This window comes from Ehrlichia chaffeensis str. Arkansas (assembly GCF_000013145.1).
GTDB lineage: Bacteria > Pseudomonadota > Alphaproteobacteria > Rickettsiales > Anaplasmataceae > Ehrlichia > Ehrlichia chaffeensis.
On the sequence record NC_007799.1, the window covers coordinates 340,165 to 360,946 of the forward strand.

A 20,782-nucleotide genomic window follows, 5' to 3' on the forward strand; every position below is an offset into this window, starting at 1 on the left:
TATTTCATTTTGAAAGTAATTTCAATGTTATTGTGGTGCATTAAAGTGTTATGTAAAAAATTTTAAAGGGATTGTTTATAGGTTTAATTTTTTTGTTTGTATTACTTAAATAATATTATTATTTTTTTTATATATTACTGATCATATATTTGTGTATGATTGTATTTTCATATTACTGAATTTCTTGTAATTGTGTTCAAGTATGTTTAAATCAATAGAACATATATCTTCTATAATAAGAGTGTTTGTAGAGGTTACTTTGCCTATGTTTGCATATGGAACTTCTTTAAATATTGCTTCAAACCTTTGCTTATTGTGTTCTCCTATTGTTACTAAGATCCTGCTTTGTGATTCTGAAAATAAAATGACTTTTTCTCTTAAAGTGTTGTTGTCAATATTATATGTTGGTATTGCTGATAAGCTAATCTCAGCTCCAAGTTGTCCTCCAATAAGTGATTTTATTAAACTTATTATCATGCCTCCTAAGTTGACTGCAATTGCTGATGCTATAAGATTTGTATTGATGGCTTTGTTATAAGATATGTATAATTTTTTAGCATGTTCGGCGTGTACTTGTGGTACATTATTATTTCCTAGACCACTGTATTTTTGATATTCAGAACTTCCAAGCTCATCATAAGTTGTACCTAATATGTATATTAAGTCTCCTGGGCTTTTGACATCAAGTGTTACAGCATTCTCAACATTTTCAATGATTCCAAGAGTAGAAATTAACAATGAAGGGGGTGCGGAAATATTAATTTCTTTGCCTTTGTTATTATACCCTTTAAAGTCATTAAACATACTGTCTTTACCAGAAATAAAAGGTGTTCTAAATGCTATAGCATAGTCATAACATGCTTGTGCTGCATTTTTTAATTGCCATAATCTTTGTGGATTTGTTGAGTCACACCAGCAGAAGTTATCTAATAATGCTAAGTGATTGAAATTTCCTCCTACTGCAATATAGTTACGTATGGCAGTGTCTATTGCACAGGCTGCCATGTGATATGTGCTTATTTCTCCATAACTTGATCCTAGTCCGTGTGATTTCACTATTCCTTTTTTTGATGATAATATTGGTTTAATAACTGTTGCATCACCATTGACTCTTCCTTTGCCTTGAATAGGTTTGATTATGGATGTACCTTGTACTTCATGATCATATTGTAAAGATATGAATTCTTTACTGCATATGTTCATTCTTTGTATCATCTCGTTCAACTCAATTTCTAATGGTTTATTGTGCTTTTTAGGGAATATTGATTCTGTAGTTTTTGACCATGGACTAGTATGTAAGTGGATTTTTGGAACACCATTGTGTAGAAAATCTACATCTATATCCATAATAACAGACCCTTTAAATAGTACTACTGCTTTATTGCTATTATTGAATTCTCCGATAATGCTAATTTCAATATCATGTTTTTTCATCACTTTTTCAAATATTGAGAATTTATTAGGGGAAACAGCAAAGGTCATCCTTTCTTGGGATTCTGATACCCAAATCTCCCATGGTGACATATTATCGTGCTTAAGTAACACTTTATCTAATTCTACTATAAAACCATTATTACCCATTTCTCCTATAGAAGAAGATAATCCTCCAGCTCCATTATCGGTTATTGCGTTGTATAAATCTAAATCTCTAGCTTCTTTTATTATTGCGTCAGATAATTTTTTTTGAGTAATAGGATCTCCTATTTGTACTACTGTACTGCTGCTATTATGTTCTGTTAATGCGTTAGATGAAAAAGTAGCACCATGTATACCATCTCTTCCAGTTCTGCCTCCTGCTATTACTATGTAATCTCCGTTATTGGGATTTTTTACATGTGATAAGGATTTATTAATTGTACGTGGCATAATACCAGTACATCCTACAAACACCAGTGGTTTACTGCGAAATCTATTATCAAAGTATGCAGACCCTAGACTTGTTGGTATTCCAGAACAGTTTCCACCATAATTTACACCTTTTATTACTCCATCCATTATTGTATTAGATGATAATACTTTTGTTGTGCAGGACTTGTCTCTGTATAATTCTTCGTCTGATTCGGAGAAGCAGAAATAGTAAGCATTTAATATCGGTTTTGCTCCTTTTCCAAATCCAATTATATCTCTATTTACTCCTAATATTCCAGTAATTGCTCCTCCAAAAGGGTCAAGTGCTGAAGGACTATTGTGTGTTTCTACTTTATCTGCGATAATGAAGTTATCATCAAATACTATTGCTCCTGCATTATCAGAAAATGTGGATACGCATATTTCTGAGTTTATTTCATATGTTGCACGTTTTATGTAATGTTTATAGAGTCCATCTGTAATTTCATCTATAGGTGAGGAGAAGATGTTATGTTTGCAATGCTCTGACCAAGTTTGTGCTAGTGTTTCAAGTTCAATATCATTAGGATTGCGTTGAATTTTTTTAAAGTATGCTTGAATGGCTTTCATTGCCTCTAATGATAAGTTTAAAGCTCCGCGACCATTAATTCCATGTTTGCTGATTTGAATTAATTCGTGATCTTGAATATTTAGATCTATGGAAGTAACAGTAACGTTTTGTTTTTTGTTTTGTGGGAAAAGATCCTCATACTTGACATATGGTATTATGAATATGCTACTGCATGTAGAAGAGTCAGCATATATGTTGTTTAGGTTTGATATCTGTTTATTTCCAAAAAATTTTACTTTGAATGTTTTTCCTGTTACAAAGGACAATTTACAATATTCTATTAACGGATTGAATAGCTGCAGAATATTTTCTTCTTGTGGTATTGGTCCTTGTCCGAATGTTACTTTGGACGTTAATACATCTGTTGCTGTGTTATATCCAAGCATTTCATTTATTATGCATTTTGTAGTATTGCCAACATTATCAGTAACTCTAGGTAAGAACCCTTTTTCTAATGACCAGTCTGCTTTAAAGGTATCGAGTAGATTATAGTTAGTATTAGTACTAACATCTTTGTAATTTTGCTCTGTAGTATCATATGTGAATGCAAAAAATTGTTGTGTTATTGAATTAGTTAGCAGAGAACCTATTTTTTTTATAATTGCTGTGCTTAAGTTATGTTGAACATTAATTGTATAAACTGTGACATCATTACTTTTGTAGCTTTTTGGTAGTACTTTATCTGCTACGCCGATGCGTATAATCATAAGTAATTTTTAATTAAGTAATATATTTACACTGTATAATAATTAGGTGTAATTTCAAATATATTATTAATATTTCTGGTAATTATTCATAATTGCAGTAGGTAATAGACTGGTCTTATTGTATAATTTATTTCTATCTATAGGGATAGAATAGGGGGAACCATTAAGGTTTTGCTTGCAATATGTTTATCATTATAATGATTAGTGATAATTTCAATATTTCTGATAGATATTTAACAGCTTGCCAGGTAAAAATAAGCCGGATTCTGTTTATGTAGTTATTCATCTGGGATAGATATCGCTACCTACCTCACGCGACTCACCTGGGTAATTGTGAGGGAAAACACAAATACCTCTTCTTAGTCTTGCTCCTGGTGGTGGTTACTTAGCTACTATATGTTGCCATAAGTACGGTGTGCTCTTACCACGCCTTTTCACCCTTACCTTGTAACAAGGCGGTTATTTTCTGTAGCCCTTTACCTAGAGTCACCTCCGACAGGGATTACCTGTCACCATTTTCCCTTGGAGTCCGGACTTTCCTCTGTACTTTACAATACAGCAACTACTTTTTTACCTGACAAGCCATTATAATTTCTAATTGTATTAAGTAAATAATTAATTTATATGGATTGAAAATATGGTTCTCTTTGTTTGAAAGTTTGGATAACAGTTTCCTATTATGATTACAATCAATGCAGAAAATTAAAAAATAATTTTTTGACAAAATGTTAGGTTTTTCTGCTGCAGATAAACGTATTTAATTGTGTAAGAAGCGTTAATTTTGTGAATTGAGAAGTACAGGTTCTTTTGTTTTAATTCCAAGCTTGGATAATAGGTTTTTATCATCATCACAATTAGAATTAGGAGTTGTTAATAACTTTTCTCCGTAGAATATAGAGTTTGCTCCTGCAAATAAGCATAGTGCTTGCATTTCTTCTGACATATCTTTTCTTCCTGCAGCAAGACGTACATATGATTTTGGCATTAAAATGCGAGTTACAGCTATAGTCTTGATAAAATCTATGTTATCTACTTTTATGTTATTTTCAAAAGGTGTTCCTTTTATTGGAACTAGCCTATTGATTGGTACAGAACGCGGATGTTCCTTTAAATTTGCTAAAGTTAATAGCATCTTTGCTCTATCTTCAATACTTTCACCAAGTCCTAGAATACCACCAGAACATATATTAATTCCTGCTTCATATATGTTATTTAAACTAGCTAGCCTATCATCGTAGTTGCGTGTAGTAGTTACATTGGAATAAAAATCACGAGATGTATCAATATTATGATTATAAAAATCTAAACCTGCATTTTTTAATTTTTTTGCTTGGTCCAAAGTTATCATGCCTAAAGAAGCACAGCTCTCTAGTTTTTCACTTTTTATTAGGTTGATGATATTGCAAATATATTCTATATCTTTATCTCTTAATTGACGCCATGCTGCTGCGAAACAAAATCTGTCTGCTCCGCTATTTTTGGCTGTTTGTATAGCTTTTTTTATGTTTTCAACATCAAGTAGAGCTTCTTTTTGTAGGTCTGTTTTATAATGTGCACTTTGTGAACAATATCTACAGTTTTCTGGACATCCACCAGTTTTGATATTTAATAATGCAGCAAGTTGTATTTCATTGTTATTAAAAAACTGTCTATGTGTTAAATGAGATCGTAATATTAAGTCATTAAATGGAGTATTGAAAAGCTCTAATATTTCATCTAATTGCCAGTTGTTTCTTATTGTAGTACATGTATTCATTTTTGTGATAACTGTTTTTCGATTTCGTTTTGTTTTGATGCTATTTCTCTTACAGAGCTACTTAAAGTGTCAAGTTCATCTTGAGTAACAAAACCACTATTTCTTAAGTATGCAGATAAACACTTTTTAACTACTCTGTTAGTAATACCAAGTGTACCTATAGCTATTCCAAAGAGCGATACACTCATCTTTGAGATATCATGTAAAAAAAATCTCATAAACTACCTGTCTACAACTAAATGAAACTTACAAATGTTTTGCTCTCACTAGGTGAGGAAATGCTATGCAATTTTAGTAAAACAGTCAACTAATTTTTTAAATATTTTGATAACCTGCAGCACTGACTATAGATTGTTATAAGATGAATATTTTAATATATTCTTCCTCCTATTACTCCTATTATGTGAGTTACTTCGTTGTTTTCACCAATAGGTAATAAACATTGTCTTATCTTTATGTAATTTCCATCAGCACTTTCAGTTTCTGATTCATCCATAATTGGTTCTTGATTCTCTACAACTGATTCTAAATAATCAAATAGATTCTCTATGACTTGTGGAAAAAAGAGCTTAATGTTTTGGGATTCAGCATAAACTTTAATATTTGATTGATACAGTTCCATGGCTCTTTCTCCAATATATATGCAATTATATTTTTGGTTATCTGTATCATTTTTTACTTCAATGATAAAGCAGTTAGGCCAGATTTCCCTGATTTCTTCTTGTTCAATTTCTTCTATCTTAGGAAACATTCTATCATTACGTAACTGATTCCAGTATGCAAATAGTATTTTTATTGCTCTTCTTTCTGATACATATTCTGACATCTATAACCTTGATCTTGTGATGAACATAAAAAACTTACAGTAAATGTCTTTATTTTTTCTTACTTATTCTAATTTTTATTTAATTATAAGCTGTGTATATTGCTCTATTATAATATGGTATTTTATAATATTTGTTTTGGAATGACCGATAGTTTTATGTCTTCTATAAGATTGTTTAGCGAATAAAAAATACTGTTTTAATGGAAACAAACATTTTTTCGGATATAACAGTATTATTGCTGGTGTATGTTGGCTTAAGTATGAAAACATGGAACATGTTTTACTCAAAGAAGAGTTATTTATGTCTTACAAGCTTCTTGATTACTTACAATTGATGTATAGTAATGGGTTGACTGCTTGTCCATGTTTACGCATAGCAAAACATAAGTATGATTTATTTTTTTGGGAATTTATACTTTTGATAGATCCTATAGCTTGGCCTTGTGTTACTTTATCACCTATTTTTACATCTATACTATCTAGGTAAGAATATGTAGTAATTGTGTTTTTGTTATGCTCTATTATTATCATGTTACCATACCATTTTGATCCTTTGCCTACGTATAGTATTTTTCCAGAAGATGATGCTCTAACCTGTTGTGCTCCATTAGATTTGATGTTAATTCCCTCTTTACAATTTCTATCTTGATTGTTTATAGAGAACTTAGATGTTATGATACCTTCTATGGGCATAATAAAATTGCACTTTTTATCAATGGTTTTTATTTCTTTCATTACTTGATGATTATCTTGAATTGTATGTGATTCTATGTTCTCGTCCTTTTTAACATCATGTCTTACAAGGTGATATTCATTGATGTCGTCTAATTCTTTTTTACCATGAAATTCTTCTCCTCGTAAAAAAGAAGGGGCAGGTTTTTGTGTACAACCAAAACATAATAAGACAATCAATAGTGTTTTTCTTATTGTCACATGTACCTACGAATATTAGATATTCTTGTTCTATACTATTAATTTTATATATTATTCTGTTATATGAATTTGGCAATGCAAAATTCATTTTTATTAGTAATTAATTCCTGAAAATAATTTTGTCAGAACATTTTGATGCTTTTGGAATGTGCTTTTATTAAGTAGATTGAAGGAACACTTACTTGATTGTTGTAGTCTGTATAGTTATGTATTAATGTAAGTGTAGTATGATAATTTGCTATAAATATATTTATAGTATTATGATGTGTTTGTATTATAACAATATGGATTTTAATAATGCAAAGTTTAATATTTAAATTATTATCAGTTACTGAAGCTGCAGCTTTAGCATCTTATAAATGTCTTGGTATGGGTAATGAAAAAGAAGCAGATCGTGTTGCTGTTCATGCTATGCGAAAGTCATTAAACTTATTAGAAATTAATGGGACTGTTGTTATTGGAGAAGGGGAAAGAGATAATGCTCCTATGCTATATATTGGAGAAAAAGTGGGTATTGGAGGAATTGATGTTGACATTGCTCTTGATCCACTTGAAGGTACTACTATGTGTGCTCATTATAAAAATGGAGCTATGTCTGTTCTCGCAATAGCGAAAAAAGGTGAATTTTTAAATGCTCCTGATGTTTATATGAAAAAAATTGCTGTAGGTCCTAATGTTCCTAAAGGTGTGGTTTCTTTAAAATATGATATAAAAACTAATTTGTATAATTTAGCTGAGGTCAGAAAGTGTAATGTAAATGAACTGATTGTAATGGTTTTATATAGAGAAAGACATTTAGAATTAATTAAAAGTATTAGAGAATGTGGAGCTCGTATAAAGCTTATAGATGATGGGGATGTTTCGGCTGTAGTATCACTGATGAAAGGAACTCATGATTTATATGTTGGAACTGGAGGAGCTCCAGAGGGTGTACTTGCAGCTGCTGCTTTGTCATCGATGGGAGGATACATGGAAGGTAAACTAATTTTTGATACAGAGTATTTAAGAGCAAGAGCAGAACAATTTGGAATTAAAGATATAAATAAAATTTACTCTATAGAAGAAATGGTGAAATCTGAATCAATTTTTATAGCTACTGGTATTACTGATAGTGCTTTGGTTAAAGGTATTAGATATTCGCAAGGGTCTTTTATTATAGAGTCTATAATCATTAAACCGGCTAGTGTTATGTATGTTAATAATACTGTTCCTGAGGTATAGTGGGTTATTTTAATGCTTATTGCAATCTTATGTAAATATTGTGGAGATGTATAATAGAGCTTTGTAGTGTAATTTGAAAATTTTTTATAAAAAGTGTGAAGCTGTTGAGTCTGTAATTAGAAGGAATTATCTAGAATATATTTATCATAAAAGAAAGTATTGTTTATTGGTAAAATTTTCTGAAATGGTTTTTATATCTGATACATAGGTATGAAACATATTTCATAAACTAACAACTGGTGGTGAAAATACTTTTATACATGTTGATATGTAGCTTAGTTTTGTTTGTTGATTAAGCTTATGAAGTCTTTTTACTTTTATAATGAGGAATTATCTAGATATATTTATCATAAAAGAATGTATTGTTTATTGGTAAAACCTTCTGAAGTGGTTTTTGGTATCTGATACATGAGTATGAAACATATTTCATAAACTAATAACTGGTGGTGAAAATATTTTTACATGTTGATATGTGCTTAGTTTTGTTTGTTGGTTAAGCTTATGAAGTCTTTTTACTTTTATAATGAGGAATTATCTAGAATATATTTATCATAAAAAAATGTATTGTTTATTGGTAAAACCTTCTGAAGTGGTTTTTTGTATCTGATACATGAGTATGAAACATATTTCATAAACTAACAACTGGTGGTGAAAATGCTTTTATACATGTTGATATGTAGCTTAGTTTTGTTTGTTGGTTAAGCTTATGAAGTCTTTTTACTTTTATAATAACGTAAATAGATCAAAATATTAGTAATTGCTGCTGGTGTTATTCCAGGTATACGTCTTGCAGAGCCAATGGAAAGTGGCTTGATATACTCTAGTTTTTCTTGAATTTCTTTTGATAGGCCATGGATTTGTGAAAATTCTATATTGTGTGGAATATGTGTATTTTCTTCTTCTAGAAAAGCCTTAATATCTGCATCTTGTCTGTCAAAATAAGGTGCATATTTTGCTTCTATTGCCACTTGTTCTGCAACATTTTTGTTAAATTCTTTTACTGTGTTGCATATTCTTGATACGATTTCCATATTTATATTTGGGTGACCTAGAAGGTCGAAAATACTCCTCCTTACCCCATCTTGAGATATAGGTATATTATGCCTAGCAAGTTGTGTAGGGGTTGTTATGATATTTTTTAAAATATTTGTTAAAGTTATTATTTCCTGTTTTTTGTTCTTTAAAATGGTATATCTTTTGGATGATACAACTGATATTTGATATCCCAGTTCTGTTAAACGTAAATCAGCATTGTCGGAACGTAACCTTAACCTATATTCTGCTCTAGATGTGAAAAGTCTGTACGGCTCAGATGTTCCTAAGGTAACTAAATCATCTATCATCACACCAATATATGCATCACTTCTTTTTAGTATGAAAGGTTCATACTTTGAGTTGAGAGATAATGCTGCATTGATTCCAGCAATGATCCCTTGCCCTGCTGCTTCTTCATACCCAGTGGTACCATTTATTTGTCCTGCAAAGTATAGACCACTTATTTTTTTTGTTTCAAGAGTATGATATAGTTCTCTTGGATCAATAAAATTGTATTCAACACTGTAACCACTTCTGATTATGTTGACTTTTTCTAGTCCTGGTATGGTCTTCAACATTTCATATTGTACATCGAGTGGAGATGAAGTGGTAATTCCATTAGGATAGATAATGTTAGAATCTAAGCCTTCTGGCTCTAAAAATACCTGATGACTATTACGTTCTGAAAATCTTCTTACTTTTTCTTCTATTGAAGGGCAATATCTAGGAGCCTTTATATCTTTTAGTGAATTACTTGCTGCTGCTCTGTGTAAATTATTTTTTATTACCTCATGGGTTCTAGTATTAGTTGCAGTTAAATAGCATGAAATTTGTGGTAAATCTATTGATTGTGACATATATGAAAAAGGTGATGGTTCAGAATCACCTTTTTGTTCTTGTAATCCTGAAAAATTTATACTGTTTATGTCAAGTCTTGGTGGAGTGCCAGTACGTAAGCGACCTAACTTAAAATTATATTTTTCTAACGTTTTTGCTAAACCAATGGAAGGTTGTTCACCAAATCTACCTGCTGGAGTATTATAACTTCCTATGTGTATGGTTCCTTGTAAAAATGTACCAGTGGTTAGTATTAATTTTTTTGTGTATATTACTTGCTGATCAGATGTAATTACAGTTTCGACGGTGAATTTTTCATCTTTTTCTGTTATAGTAAAGTCTTCTACTGATGCTTCTAACACTGTTAAATTTGGATAGTTTAGTATGATATCCTGCATAGTGTTTTTATATATTTTTCTATCTGCTTGTGCTCTTGGTCCCCATACTGCTGGCCCTTTGCTCCTGTTTAATATACTAGAATTAATGCTAGCTTTATCTATGACTTTTCCCATTAAGCCATCCAGAGCGTCAACTTCTCTGACTACAGTACCTTTTGCAATTCCTCCAATGGCTGGATTGCAAGACATTTCTCCAATTGTTGATGTAGAATGTGTAATCAACAGGGTTTTTGCACCGATACGTGCTGCAGCAGCAGCTGCTTCACACCCTGCGTGGCCTCCTCCTATAACTACTACATCATAATGATCCATATAAGCAGTATAATATGTTGAATACTAAGATAATGGTAGTAATTTTATTAAAATTGTCAATAAAGTTGCATTCTAATATAAAGTTTTTATATCATAAGTTACTTAAAGATATTAAATAATTTATTGTATTTTTTTAAATTGATTGCAAATAGTATTTTTAGCTTAATATCTAAACATATTCTCAGAAAAGAATTTTTTATAATAGTGATATTGCTGATTAGATATAAACATTGTTTAGTGGTTTTGTTAGCTTGTATTCAGTATATTAAGTGTTTTTTTGGGTTGAAGAATATATAGTTAATTATGTGTTTGTTTATGTAAGTTTATTAGATATGTTGTTGTAGATTAATAAGGTTATTTGTTACATAGAATTTAAATGAATTTTTTTAGATGTAGTTAGTAGATGTTATATCTAAAAGTTGAGGACTTGTTTACATGATTTTCAATAAATGGAGTTTAAGTGTTTACTTTTTGTGTTAAGCTAATAGTTTATATATTTTGATGAAAAAAATGAAGGTCATTGTATTATCTGGATATGGTTTAAATTGTGAAGAAGAAACCCTGTTTGCTTTTGTTAAGGCAGGAGAGTTATTGTCATGTGATGTGCAGGGAAAAATAGTGCATATTAATGAAGTAATATCATGTCCTAATTTGTTGCGAGATTATAATGTACTTGCAATTCCTGGAGGTTTTTCCTATGGAGATGATACTGGTGCTGGAAATGCTTTCGCATTGAGAATTTTTCATAACTTAAGAGAAGAAATATCAGAGTTTTTGGCTGGTGATAAATTAGTAATTGGTATATGTAATGGATGTCAGATACTGATGAGATTAATATCAGATTTTGCGTGTATAACACTTTTAAATAATTCTGTTCGACAATATCAGTGTAGATGGGTGAAAGTGAAAGTGAATTTATCAAATAATTCACCATGGTTAAAAGGATTAAATGAATTATATATTCCAGTTGCGCATGGAGAGGGAAGGTTTTTTGTAGAAAATGTCTCTGTCATTTCTTCTATTGAGAAGAATATTGCGTTCAGGTATATTAACAATGAAGGTAATTATGCGAATCAAGAATTTCCTTGTAATCCTAATGGGTCAGTTGCCGATATTGCTGCACTGTCTGACAATAGTGGTAAAGTATTGGTTATGATGCCACATCCAGAGAGAGCAATGTTTTTCACACAGCAGGATAACTGGACACAGATAAAAGAACAATGTTTAAGATCTAATATTGCTTATCCTACTTATGGAGATGGAATGAAGATTTTTTGTAATGCTGTGAAATATTTTTGCAAATGATCTAAAAGGTATTTTGTAAGTTTTAATGTTGTTGAGTTTTATCAGGTTTATCATTTTATTACTTTTATGTTTTTGGTATTACTGCATATAAAATATAAACTTATATAAACTTTTGTGGGATCGATAAGTGCTTAAGATCTAATATTGCTTATCCTACTTATGGAGATGGAATGAAGATTTTTTGTAATGCTGTGAAATATTTTTGCAAATGATCTAAAAAGTATTTTGTAAGTTTTAATGTTGTTGATTTTTATCAGGTTTATCATTTTTATGTTTTTTTGGTATTACTGCATATACAGTATAGGCTTATATAAACTTTTGTGGGATCGAGAAATATGTATAAGCTACAAGCAGTGATATATTTGTTGATTTTAGTTAACTATTTTTGATTTATGAATGTGCTATTTAGAATTTCAATGTTTTTATTGGGAACATTGTAGAATGTAGTCAAAATTTATTGTATTTTGAGATCAGGATTGTGTAAGAAATATTGTGTAAGGAATGTAGTGATGGTGAATTGTTATTGTACGATATGTAATTATTATAATAGGTTATGGGTTTTAAAGCTGTAGTGGGCATTAGATGTAACTATGACATGATCTATTAGTGTTATTCCGACATCACTGCATGCTCTGGCAAGTTGATTAGTAATTTCAATATCTGCTTTAGAAGGCTTAGCATCTCCACTGGGATGGTTGTGGGCAATAATAATGGATGTAGCTTCTAAAAATAGAGATTTTTTTATTATTTCTCTTACATATAGAGGAGTTTGGTTTACAGTGCCTACATCTTGAGTTTCATCTGCAAGGAGTTTGTATTTTGTATTTAAATATAATATATGAAAGTTTTCTACACTGCCATTACCTATCTTTATCCTAAGATATTCTATTAACTTTTGCCATTGATTAATAATTGTGCCTTTATCAATATTTTCACGTAGAATTCTGTTTAATGCTTCTCTAATACAAAAAATTGCTGATATTGCAACTTCTCCTATACCGGATATTTGCTTGAGTTGACTGTAATCAGCAAAAAAAACTTTTGCAAAAGTTCCAAAATGTTCAATTAGCTTTTTAGCAATAGGTTTTACATCTTTTCTTGGATGTGCAGAACATAGAATTAATTCTAAAATTTCATAATCTAGTAACCCTTTGTTTCCTTTAGATAGTAATTTTTGTCTTAGCCTTTTTCTATGTCCAATTTGTTGTTTTTGGCGTTCATCTTTGATATTCATTAACTTACTTAAAAAATTAACTACTTAAATATCAACGATGTTTTCAGTATCAAGTCAATTGATTTTTTATGTGTTATGTAAACTGTTACAGAGTAATATAATATTTCTACTGGGTCCTATAAAGTTCTAACCTTGTAAACATTTGTGCAATATGTATTATAAAATTTATTGATTGATACTTGAAATTAGATTTCTTGATATTATATATGATCTTAGCTAGTAGTATCTGATGCTACTGATAATTTATTTTTTTATAGAGGTAGTGTATGAATCTAAATATGTTACATGATAATGTGTTGATTGAGGCTTTGGAGGAGTGTAATAGTAGTTCTCCTATACAGCTTCCTGATTCAGCTAAGAAAAAACCTACTCAAGGTAAAGTTGTGGCTGTTGGGCCAGGTGTATACAATCATAGTGGCAATATTCTTCCTATGACTATTAAAGTAGGAGATGTAGTTTTTTATCGTCAGTGGGCTGGTAATGAAATTGAATTCCACGATAAAAAATACATAGTTATGAAAGAAAGTGATATCATTGCAAAAGAAGCATAGTCATTACATTGAGTTTAAATATGCTATACATGTGTTTTTTTGTAATAGCCTAAGTATAAGTAGTTTTAATTAATTTTTTATTAAACGGAGATTAAATAACATGGCAAATGTAGTTGTGACTGGTGAACAACTTGATAAATCAATTAGAGAAGTTGTTCGTATTTTAGAAGATGCTGTAGGATGTACGGCTGGGCCTAAGGGACTTACTGTAGCTATTGGTAAATCTTATGGAGCTCCAGAAGTTACAAAAGATGGATATAAAGTTATTAAGAGTATAAAGCCAGAGGATCCATTGGCTCTTGCTATTGCTAATATAATTACTCAGAGTGCTTCTCAATGTAATGATAAAGTTGGTGATGGAACAACTACATGTTCTATTTTAACTGCAAAAGTTATAGAAGAAGTATCTAAAGCTAAAGCTGCTGGAGCAGATATTGTGTGTATTAAAGAAGGTGTACTAAAAGCTAAAGAGGCTGTTTTGGAAGCATTAATGTCTATGAAGCGTGAAGTGTTGTCTGAAGAAGAAATTGCACAAGTTGCTACTATTTCAGCTAATGGAGATAAGAATATAGGTAGTAAGATTGCACAATGTGTTCAAGAAGTTGGTAAAGATGGGGTTATTACAGTTGAAGAAAGTAAAGGCTTTAAAGAATTAGATGTTGAAAAAACTGATGGTATGCAGTTTGATCGTGGATACCTTTCTCCTTATTTTGTAACTAATTCAGAAAAGATGTTAGTGGAATTTGAAAATCCTTATATCTTACTAACAGAGAAAAAACTTAATATCATACAACCTATATTACCAATTTTGGAAAATGTGGCTAGATCAGGAAGACCTCTTTTAATTATTGCAGAAGATGTGGAAGGTGAAGCACTTAGCACTCTCGTTTTAAATAAATTGCGCGGTGGGTTACATGTAGCAGCAGTTAAAGCGCCAGGGTTTGGTGATAGAAGAAAAGATATGTTAGGTGATATTGCTATTTTAACTGGAGCTAAACATGTAATAAGTGATGATCTTGCAATAAAAATGGAAGATCTAACTTTAGCTGAATTAGGTACTGCTAAAAATATACGTATTACAAAAGATACTACTACTATTATCGGTAGTGTAGATAATAGTTCTGCTAATGTACAAAGTAGAATTAATCAAATTAAAATGCAAATTGAAGCTTCTACATCAGATTATGACAAAGAAAAATTAAGAGAGCGTTTAGCTAAGCTATCAGGTGGTGTTGCTGTATTGAAAGTTGGTGGGTCTAGTGAAGTTGAAGTTAAAGAACGTAAAGACCGTGTTGAAGATGCTTTACACGCAACTAGAGCTGCTGTTGAAGAAGGTGTTGTACCAGGAGGTGGTGCTGCATTATTATATACATTATCAGTTCTTGAAAACTTGAAGAGTAAAAATGATGATGAACAATTAGGTATTAATATTGTAAAACGCGCTTTACAAGCTCCTATTAAACGTATCATTAAAAACTCTGGATCAGAAAATGCTCCATGTGTTATTGCTCATTTGTTAAAACAAAATGATAAAGAGCTTATTTTTAATGTTGATACAATGAATTTTGCAAATGCTTTTACTTCTGGGGTTATTGATCCACTGAAGGTAGTGCGTATAGCATTTGATTTTGCTGTATCTCTTGCAGCAGTATTTATGACTCTAAATGCTATTGTAGTAGATGTACCATCTAAAGATGATGCTAATGCTGGTGCTGGAGGCATGGGAGGCATGGGAGGTATGGGAGGATTCTAATTAATAGATAATCTTCTATATTGACTAATGGGGTAAAGTCTTTTAAGACTTTGCCCCCTTCTTTTAGTTTATGTTTTTCAAATATATTGCCTATGTAATAACAAAAAGACTGCTATAGTTTATTATATGTTGTGTCAAATATGTAAAATGTTTTGGCTATTCTTTATTTTTATAATGTCGTTAAACTTATTGTTCTATAATTGTATTTGTTCTCTATTTAGCGTTGCATAAAGTATAAACATTTTGCTTGCGCCTAATCTGTGGTAGTGGCTTGCTTTTTGATTATATGTTAGTTAATAAACATTATTCGGTAAAAGTATAGTGTGATATTATTATAAGCTTTTCAGATTTGTACTATGTGTAATATAAGTGATTAGCATAGTTATACAAAATATATGGTAACAGTCTGTTTCTGTTCCTGTAAAAGAAAAATATGATCGTTTACCTTAGTTTAGCATAAGAACTTATTTAATAAGAGATTGATTGACATGTTGAAAATCTGTCTTGATTGTTATGAAATAAAGTATAGTAGGGTTAATTTACTAAAGCGAACCAGAATTAATATTATCTTTAATCTATTCTATATTGTAAAATAAGATTGTTATATATATGCTTGATTGTATTGTACAGAATGCTAATTTTGCTAGGAAAAAGAGCTAGCATTCATCTTCTGATCCTATTTTATAAATCTGTCCTGTAACATTGCATTGATTAGATGATAGTTCAATGAATTTGTCAGTAAAATTTTCTGGAAGGACTGATTGTGCAGTTTCTTTTATTGGTAGTGCTTGAGCGTATATATCATTGTCCATTAGTGATGGATATACCATGTTAACACATAATTTGCTATGCTTTGTTTCTGTAGCATATATTCTTAGCATTGTTTCTAAAGCAGCTTTGCTTGATGCATATGTGCTCCAATATGGATATCTAGATGGTGATTGTGTGACCTCAGAAGTAACAGCAATTACCCTACCAGCTGGGGAAAGTTTAAGTAATGGATCAAAGTATTTTATTAAATGCCAGTTAGCTATAAAATTTATATCCATTATCCTTTTCCATGTATCATATTCATAATCTTGTGTAGGGCTAAGATCTCCTACCACTGCTGCGTTTAATATTAATATATCTATATTTTTAAACTTATTGCCTATAGACATTGCAAAATTTTTTATTGTATCGAAATCCTGAAGATCAACTGCTGCTAACATTGCATCACCTCCTAACTCTTTTATAGAGTCATATACAGCATTTAATTTATTAATATTCTTAGCTACTAAGATAAGGCAAGCTCCTTCTTTAGCAAATCTTTTTGCAACAGCTGAACCTATGCTTCCAGAAGCACCTGTAATTATTGCTACTTTACCTGCTAATTGTTTTTCCATACAGTACCCTATCATCTTTTGATATTCAGATGATAAGCAGTATCAATTAAGTTGGCAAGCAAAACAGTAGAACGTGTAAATTGTAGATATTCAATTTACTGCTAGTAGAGAATTTAGTTAATGTTTGATTATGATAGATATTCTATAAAAATGTTAATATATTATTGTTATTAGTTATATGTATTACTTACATTAAGATGATGGATTTATTATAAGATACTTATACTATCTGTATTGGCATATAGTTATTAATAAAAAAATATCTTAGTAATAAAATTATAAAAACACCTTTAATTTTTATAAATAATGTTTATATGTAAGTTAGATCATTTAGGTGAGGCTAGTTATGGATCTCAATCAATTTACTGATATGTCAAAGAATTTAATAATGCAGGCGCAAACTACAGCAATTGCATCAGGGCATCAATCTTTGATACCAGAGCATTTACTTAAAGTAATGTTAGATACTAAAGATGAGCTTATTGAGCTGTTGCTGACTTCATGTGGATGTGATATTGATAAGATATACAGTGATATAAAACTCTCCTTAAGTAAATTACCTGTTGTAAGTGGAAGTGGTAGTGGTCATATACATTTATCAAAAGAAATGGCTCAGGTTTTAGAAGAAGCTATTAGTTTAGCAAAAAGGAATCAGGATACTTATGTAACTGTGGAGAGATTATTACAAGCTCTTGCAGTTGTTAAAGACACTAGTGTTTACAAGATACTACTTGCACATGGAGTAACTCCTGTTAAGTTAGAATCACTAATACTTAATATGCGTAATGGATCTAAGGCTGATACTATTAATGCTGAACATAAATTTAATGCTCTGAAAAAATATGCTAAAGATATTACAGAATCTGCCATGGCTGGGAAACTTGATCCAGTTATTGGAAGAGATGAAGAGATTAGACGTACAATGCAAGTTTTATCACGCAGAACAAAGAATAATCCTGTATTAATTGGAGAACCTGGAGTTGGTAAGACAGCAATTATTGAAGGATTGGCACAGCGTATTGTGGTAGGTGATGTTCCTGTTGGACTAAGAAATGCAAAAATAATGGCACTGGATCTTGGAATGCTTGTTGCTGGAACAAAATATAGAGGGGAATTTGAGGAAAGATTAAAATATGTAATTAATGAAATAGTGGCGTCAAATGGTGCGGTTATATTGTTTATTGATGAATTACACACATTAGTTGGAGCTGGTGCTACAGATGGTGCAATGGATGCATCGAACTTGTTAAAACCTGCTTTAGCAAGGGGTGAAATACATTGTATAGGAGCAACAACATTGGATGAATATAGGCAACACATAGAAAAAGATGCTGCATTGGCTAGAAGGTTTCAACCTGTGTTTGTTTCTGAATCTACTGTTAATGATACTATCTCTATTTTGCGTGGATTGAAAGAAAAATATGAAGTACACCATGGTATTAGGATTATGGATAGTGCGATTATTGCTGCTTCAACTTTGTCAAATCGTTATATTACAGATAGGTTTTTACCAGATAAAGCTATAGATCTAATTGATGAAGCAGCAAGTCGTGTAAGAATAGAGATTGATAGTAAACCTGAGGTAATTGACGAATTAGATAGAAAAATTATTCAATTGAAGATTGAGGCTGGAGTTTTAGAAAAAGAAAATACTGAATCTTCAAAACAGCGTTTAGCCCAATTAAGTGAAGAATTGAATAAATTAAGTATTCAAGCAACAGAATTAAATAGTAAGTGGCAGGCTGAGAAAATGAAGATATTAAAAATGCAAGAATGTGTGGAAAAGTTAGATAATGCAAGAAATGATTTAGAAAAAGCTCAAAGGTCTGGTAATTTGGCAAAAGCTGGCGAATTGATGTATGGAATTATCCCAGAACTTGAAAAAGAGTTAAAAAAATGTGAAAAACCTAGTAGTAACATGTTGAAAAGGGAAGTGACTGAAAGTGATATAGCAAGTATTGTATCACGGTGGACAGGTATTCCTATTGAAAACATGATGAGCAGTGAAAAAGAAAAATTGCTGCGTATGGAAGAAGAGATAGGGAAAACAGTCATTGGTCAAGAAAGTGCTATTAAAGCAGTAAGTGATGCTGTTAGAAGATCGCGTGCAGGAGTACAAGATGCCAATAAACCATTAGGATCTTTTTTATTCCTTGGACCTACTGGAGTAGGAAAAACAGAATTAGTAAAAACATTAGCTGAATTTTTATTTTGTGATAAATCTGCTTTATTGAGGTTTGATATGTCTGAGTTTATGGAAAAGCATGCTGTATCTCGGTTAATAGGTGCTCCTCCAGGATATGTAGGATATGATCAAGGTGGTATGTTGACTGAATCTGTGAGGAGGAGACCTTATCAAGTTATACTTTTTGATGAAATAGAGAAAGCACATGGAGATATTTTTAATATTTTATTGCAAGTATTAGATGAGGGACGGTTAACTGATAACCATGGTAAATTGGTTGATTTTCGTAATACAATACTGGTTTTAACATCAAACTTAGGACAAGAAATACTGATTAATAATAAGGAAGATGTTGATGGAGAGTCAGTAAAAAAATCTATAACTAGTGTGTTACAACATCATTTTCGGCCAGAATTTTTAAACAGATTAGATGAAATTATTGTATTTCATAGATTAACTAAGGAACATATAGAGAAAATTATAGATGTACAATTTTCTCTGTTACAGAAAATTGTTGCTCAAAAAGAGTTAGAGATTAGTTTATCTTCGGAGGCAAAATCTTGGTTGATGAATAATGGCTATGATTCGTTATATGGGGCAAGACCTTTGAAAAGATTAATACAACAAAAAATACAAAATAGTTTAGCAAAGTTAATACTTGCAAATCAAGTTAGTAAGGGAGATAAGCTAGAAGTAGTTTTGTTGAATGACGATTTAATTATTAATAAGTTATAGATTAATAATAATATTATCATATGGAATTTGCTGAAAGTATATTGAGTTTCATTTGTACAATAGTGAAATGCTTATTGACCTTTGTAGTAGTGCATAATAGTTATTATTAAGACATACGGATAACAACTTTTGTGATTATTTATAAGACTTATACGGATTTTTATCCTCAATTGTAATGTTAAAGTAATAAGTTTTTATCCCAAGTGTATTTTTGGTGTATCGTGCTACTAGTAAGTCTTGTAAATTGAAGTCTATGTTTTGAAATTGATTATCAATTGAATTGTCATATTCTGGGAAAAACATTGTTGTATTAAATTCAGAAAATTCTGAATGTTGTAACAAAAAATGTATACGAGGAACTTTGTTTTTCTTGTTAATACCAGGGATAATGGTTATAAAACTATAATTTCCTAAATTGTCAGTTACTGATTTTCCTGAACCAATGAACTGATAATCATACATATCTAATTCTTCTAGAATAAGTTCTGATTTGTGTTTATCGTCTTGGCTGTCTTGATATATTCCATGTGCATTGGTGTGCCAGATAAAGACGTTAGCATTTGCTATAGGTATACAATTTGTGTTAGTGACTTTGCCGACAATATATATCAGTTCTCCATCAGCTGCTAATGGGCTGCTCATCTTGCGTCGTAAATTGTTTGATAAAGAAAACTTACTTGGTTTATTGTTAAGGTCAAAGATTTCAGGAGTTTTTTGGCAGTGAACGAGAATTGGATCAATTGCCAATGCATCGTATGTACATGTTATACTTATGAGTAAGCATAACAATGATTTTGCTAAGTAGTTCATCTTATTACCATAATTTAAATCTTTAAGTCATAAACAAGATAACTTTTTATTATGATTTAACTTAATCTTACGTAGAGATCATATTACCCATAATAGTTTCTTGTTATAGCATATTATAAATACTAAATATTGTAATTCCTAAAAAAACTTTTTTGTGTGACTATTTGTAAACTAGATTGTAGTCTATTTAAAGATATATTTATAATTTTTTTGAATTTGTATAGGTCATATTTCTATTCTGTATGAGTCATATTGTAAAAATATATGGTTTTCATGATAAATACAATATTTAATTCTATAAAATTTTATTAAATAATTAATTATTATTCACTTAATTTTAC

General features: G+C 30.7%; 14 protein-coding genes and 1 other RNA gene. 5 read left to right on the plus strand and 10 right to left on the minus strand.

Translation table 11 applies throughout. From position 1 onward, the window contains the following. Nucleotides 1-141: 141 nt before the first annotated feature. The 6 genes from ECH_RS01435 to ECH_RS01455 all read right to left on the minus strand — a co-directional run bounded on the left by ECH_RS01435 (nt 142) and on the right by ECH_RS01455 (nt 6,680). Nucleotides 142-3,165 carry a phosphoribosylformylglycinamidine synthase subunit PurL gene (locus ECH_RS01435; protein ID WP_006009948.1) on the minus strand — a complete coding sequence of 1,008 codons (3,024 nt, stop codon included), beginning with the start codon at nt 3,163-3,165 and terminating at the stop codon, nt 142-144. 240 nt (nt 3,166-3,405) lie between these two features. Continuing rightward, an RNA gene (rnpB, locus tag ECH_RS04720) (RNase P RNA component class A) lies at nt 3,406-3,743 on the minus strand. A gap of 197 nt (nt 3,744-3,940) precedes the next feature. Further along, nucleotides 3,941-4,921, minus strand: a complete 981-nt coding sequence (gene bioB, locus ECH_RS01440) for a biotin synthase BioB (RefSeq protein WP_006009950.1) — start codon at nt 4,919-4,921, stop codon at nt 3,941-3,943. After that, nucleotides 4,918-5,139, minus strand: a complete 222-nt coding sequence (locus ECH_RS01445) for a hypothetical protein (protein ID WP_006009952.1) — start codon at nt 5,137-5,139, stop codon at nt 4,918-4,920. Before ECH_RS01445 ends, bioB begins: the two co-directional genes overlap by 4 nt. Nucleotides 5,140-5,291: 152 nt before the next feature. Further along, nucleotides 5,292-5,747, minus strand: coding sequence for a PAS domain-containing protein (locus ECH_RS01450; RefSeq protein ID WP_011452546.1), 456 nt, complete (start codon nt 5,745-5,747; stop codon nt 5,292-5,294). A 321-nt stretch (nt 5,748-6,068) separates the two neighbouring features. Next, the gene (locus tag ECH_RS01455) at nt 6,069-6,680 is read right to left on the minus strand and encodes a murein hydrolase activator EnvC family protein (protein WP_006010191.1); all 612 of its coding nucleotides are present in this window, start codon (nt 6,678-6,680) and stop codon (nt 6,069-6,071) included. 297 nt (nt 6,681-6,977) lie between these two features. On the opposite strand from ECH_RS01455, the gene glpX reads away from it, so the two are divergent. Continuing rightward, nucleotides 6,978-7,901 (plus strand): class II fructose-bisphosphatase, encoded by a 924-nt coding sequence (gene glpX / locus ECH_RS01460; RefSeq protein WP_006010188.1) that lies wholly within the window; start codon nt 6,978-6,980, stop codon nt 7,899-7,901. A gap of 704 nt (nt 7,902-8,605) precedes the next feature. Here glpX and mnmG read toward each other — a convergent pair. Beyond that, the gene (mnmG, locus tag ECH_RS01465; RefSeq protein ID WP_006010186.1) at nt 8,606-10,483 is read right to left on the minus strand and encodes a tRNA uridine-5-carboxymethylaminomethyl(34) synthesis enzyme MnmG; all 1,878 of its coding nucleotides are present in this window, start codon (nt 10,481-10,483) and stop codon (nt 8,606-8,608) included. Nucleotides 10,484-10,993: 510 nt separating this feature from the next. Here mnmG and ECH_RS01470 point away from each other — a divergent pair. After that, nucleotides 10,994-11,788 (plus strand): phosphoribosylformylglycinamidine synthase subunit PurQ, encoded by a 795-nt coding sequence (locus ECH_RS01470; protein WP_044161111.1) that lies wholly within the window; start codon nt 10,994-10,996, stop codon nt 11,786-11,788. Nucleotides 11,789-12,329: 541 nt separating this feature from the next. Here ECH_RS01470 and radC read toward each other — a convergent pair. Next, the gene (gene radC, locus ECH_RS01475; RefSeq protein ID WP_006010182.1) at nt 12,330-13,022 is read right to left on the minus strand and encodes a RadC family protein; all 693 of its coding nucleotides are present in this window, start codon (nt 13,020-13,022) and stop codon (nt 12,330-12,332) included. Nucleotides 13,023-13,288: 266 nt separating this feature from the next. On the opposite strand from radC, the gene ECH_RS01480 reads away from it, so the two are divergent. Together ECH_RS01480 and groL are read left to right on the plus strand one after the other, a co-directional pair. Then, complete coding sequence (locus ECH_RS01480; RefSeq protein ID WP_006010180.1) at nt 13,289-13,573, plus strand: co-chaperone GroES; 285 nt, start codon at nt 13,289-13,291, stop codon at nt 13,571-13,573. 100 nt (nt 13,574-13,673) lie between these two features. Next, nucleotides 13,674-15,326 carry a chaperonin GroEL gene (gene groL / locus ECH_RS01485; RefSeq protein ID WP_011452552.1) on the plus strand — a complete coding sequence of 551 codons (1,653 nt, stop codon included), beginning with the start codon at nt 13,674-13,676 and terminating at the stop codon, nt 15,324-15,326. 656 nt (nt 15,327-15,982) lie between these two features. On the opposite strand, the gene ECH_RS01490 is transcribed toward groL, so the two are convergent. Beyond that, a complete protein-coding gene (locus tag ECH_RS01490; protein WP_006010176.1) occupies nt 15,983-16,711 on the minus strand; it encodes an SDR family NAD(P)-dependent oxidoreductase in 729 nt (242 codons plus the stop codon). Nucleotides 16,712-17,057: 346 nt separating this feature from the next. Between ECH_RS01490 and clpB the strand changes: the two genes are divergently transcribed. Beyond that, nucleotides 17,058-19,631 carry an ATP-dependent chaperone ClpB gene (gene clpB / locus ECH_RS01495; RefSeq protein ID WP_006010174.1) on the plus strand — a complete coding sequence of 858 codons (2,574 nt, stop codon included), beginning with the start codon at nt 17,058-17,060 and terminating at the stop codon, nt 19,629-19,631. A gap of 135 nt (nt 19,632-19,766) precedes the next feature. On the opposite strand, the gene ECH_RS01500 is transcribed toward clpB, so the two are convergent. Further along, nucleotides 19,767-20,441 (minus strand): protocatechuate 3,4-dioxygenase, encoded by a 675-nt coding sequence (locus tag ECH_RS01500; protein WP_006010172.1) that lies wholly within the window; start codon nt 20,439-20,441, stop codon nt 19,767-19,769. Nucleotides 20,442-20,782: the final 341 nt, after the last annotated feature.

Coding starts and splice junctions, on each gene's coding strand:
- ECH_RS01500 (WP_006010172.1), bottom strand. CDS start 20,441: ATGAACTACTTAGCAAAATCATTGTTATGCTTACTCATAAGTATAACA.
- ECH_RS01490 (WP_006010176.1), bottom strand. CDS start 16,711: ATGGAAAAACAATTAGCAGGTAAAGTAGCAATAATTACAGGTGCTTCT.
- groL (WP_011452552.1), top strand. CDS start 13,674: ATGGCAAATGTAGTTGTGACTGGTGAACAACTTGATAAATCAATTAGA.
- ECH_RS01435 (WP_006009948.1), bottom strand. CDS start 3,165: ATGATTATACGCATCGGCGTAGCAGATAAAGTACTACCAAAAAGCTAC.
- ECH_RS01450 (WP_011452546.1), bottom strand. CDS start 5,747: ATGTCAGAATATGTATCAGAAAGAAGAGCAATAAAAATACTATTTGCA.
- ECH_RS01445 (WP_006009952.1), bottom strand. CDS start 5,139: ATGAGATTTTTTTTACATGATATCTCAAAGATGAGTGTATCGCTCTTT.
- glpX (WP_006010188.1), top strand. CDS start 6,978: ATGCAAAGTTTAATATTTAAATTATTATCAGTTACTGAAGCTGCAGCT.
- ECH_RS01470 (WP_044161111.1), top strand. CDS start 10,994: ATGAAGGTCATTGTATTATCTGGATATGGTTTAAATTGTGAAGAAGAA.
- radC (WP_006010182.1), bottom strand. CDS start 13,022: ATGAATATCAAAGATGAACGCCAAAAACAACAAATTGGACATAGAAAA.
- ECH_RS01480 (WP_006010180.1), top strand. CDS start 13,289: ATGAATCTAAATATGTTACATGATAATGTGTTGATTGAGGCTTTGGAG.
- clpB (WP_006010174.1), top strand. CDS start 17,058: ATGGATCTCAATCAATTTACTGATATGTCAAAGAATTTAATAATGCAG.
- bioB (WP_006009950.1), bottom strand. CDS start 4,921: ATGAATACATGTACTACAATAAGAAACAACTGGCAATTAGATGAAATA.
- mnmG (WP_006010186.1), bottom strand. CDS start 10,483: ATGGATCATTATGATGTAGTAGTTATAGGAGGAGGCCACGCAGGGTGT.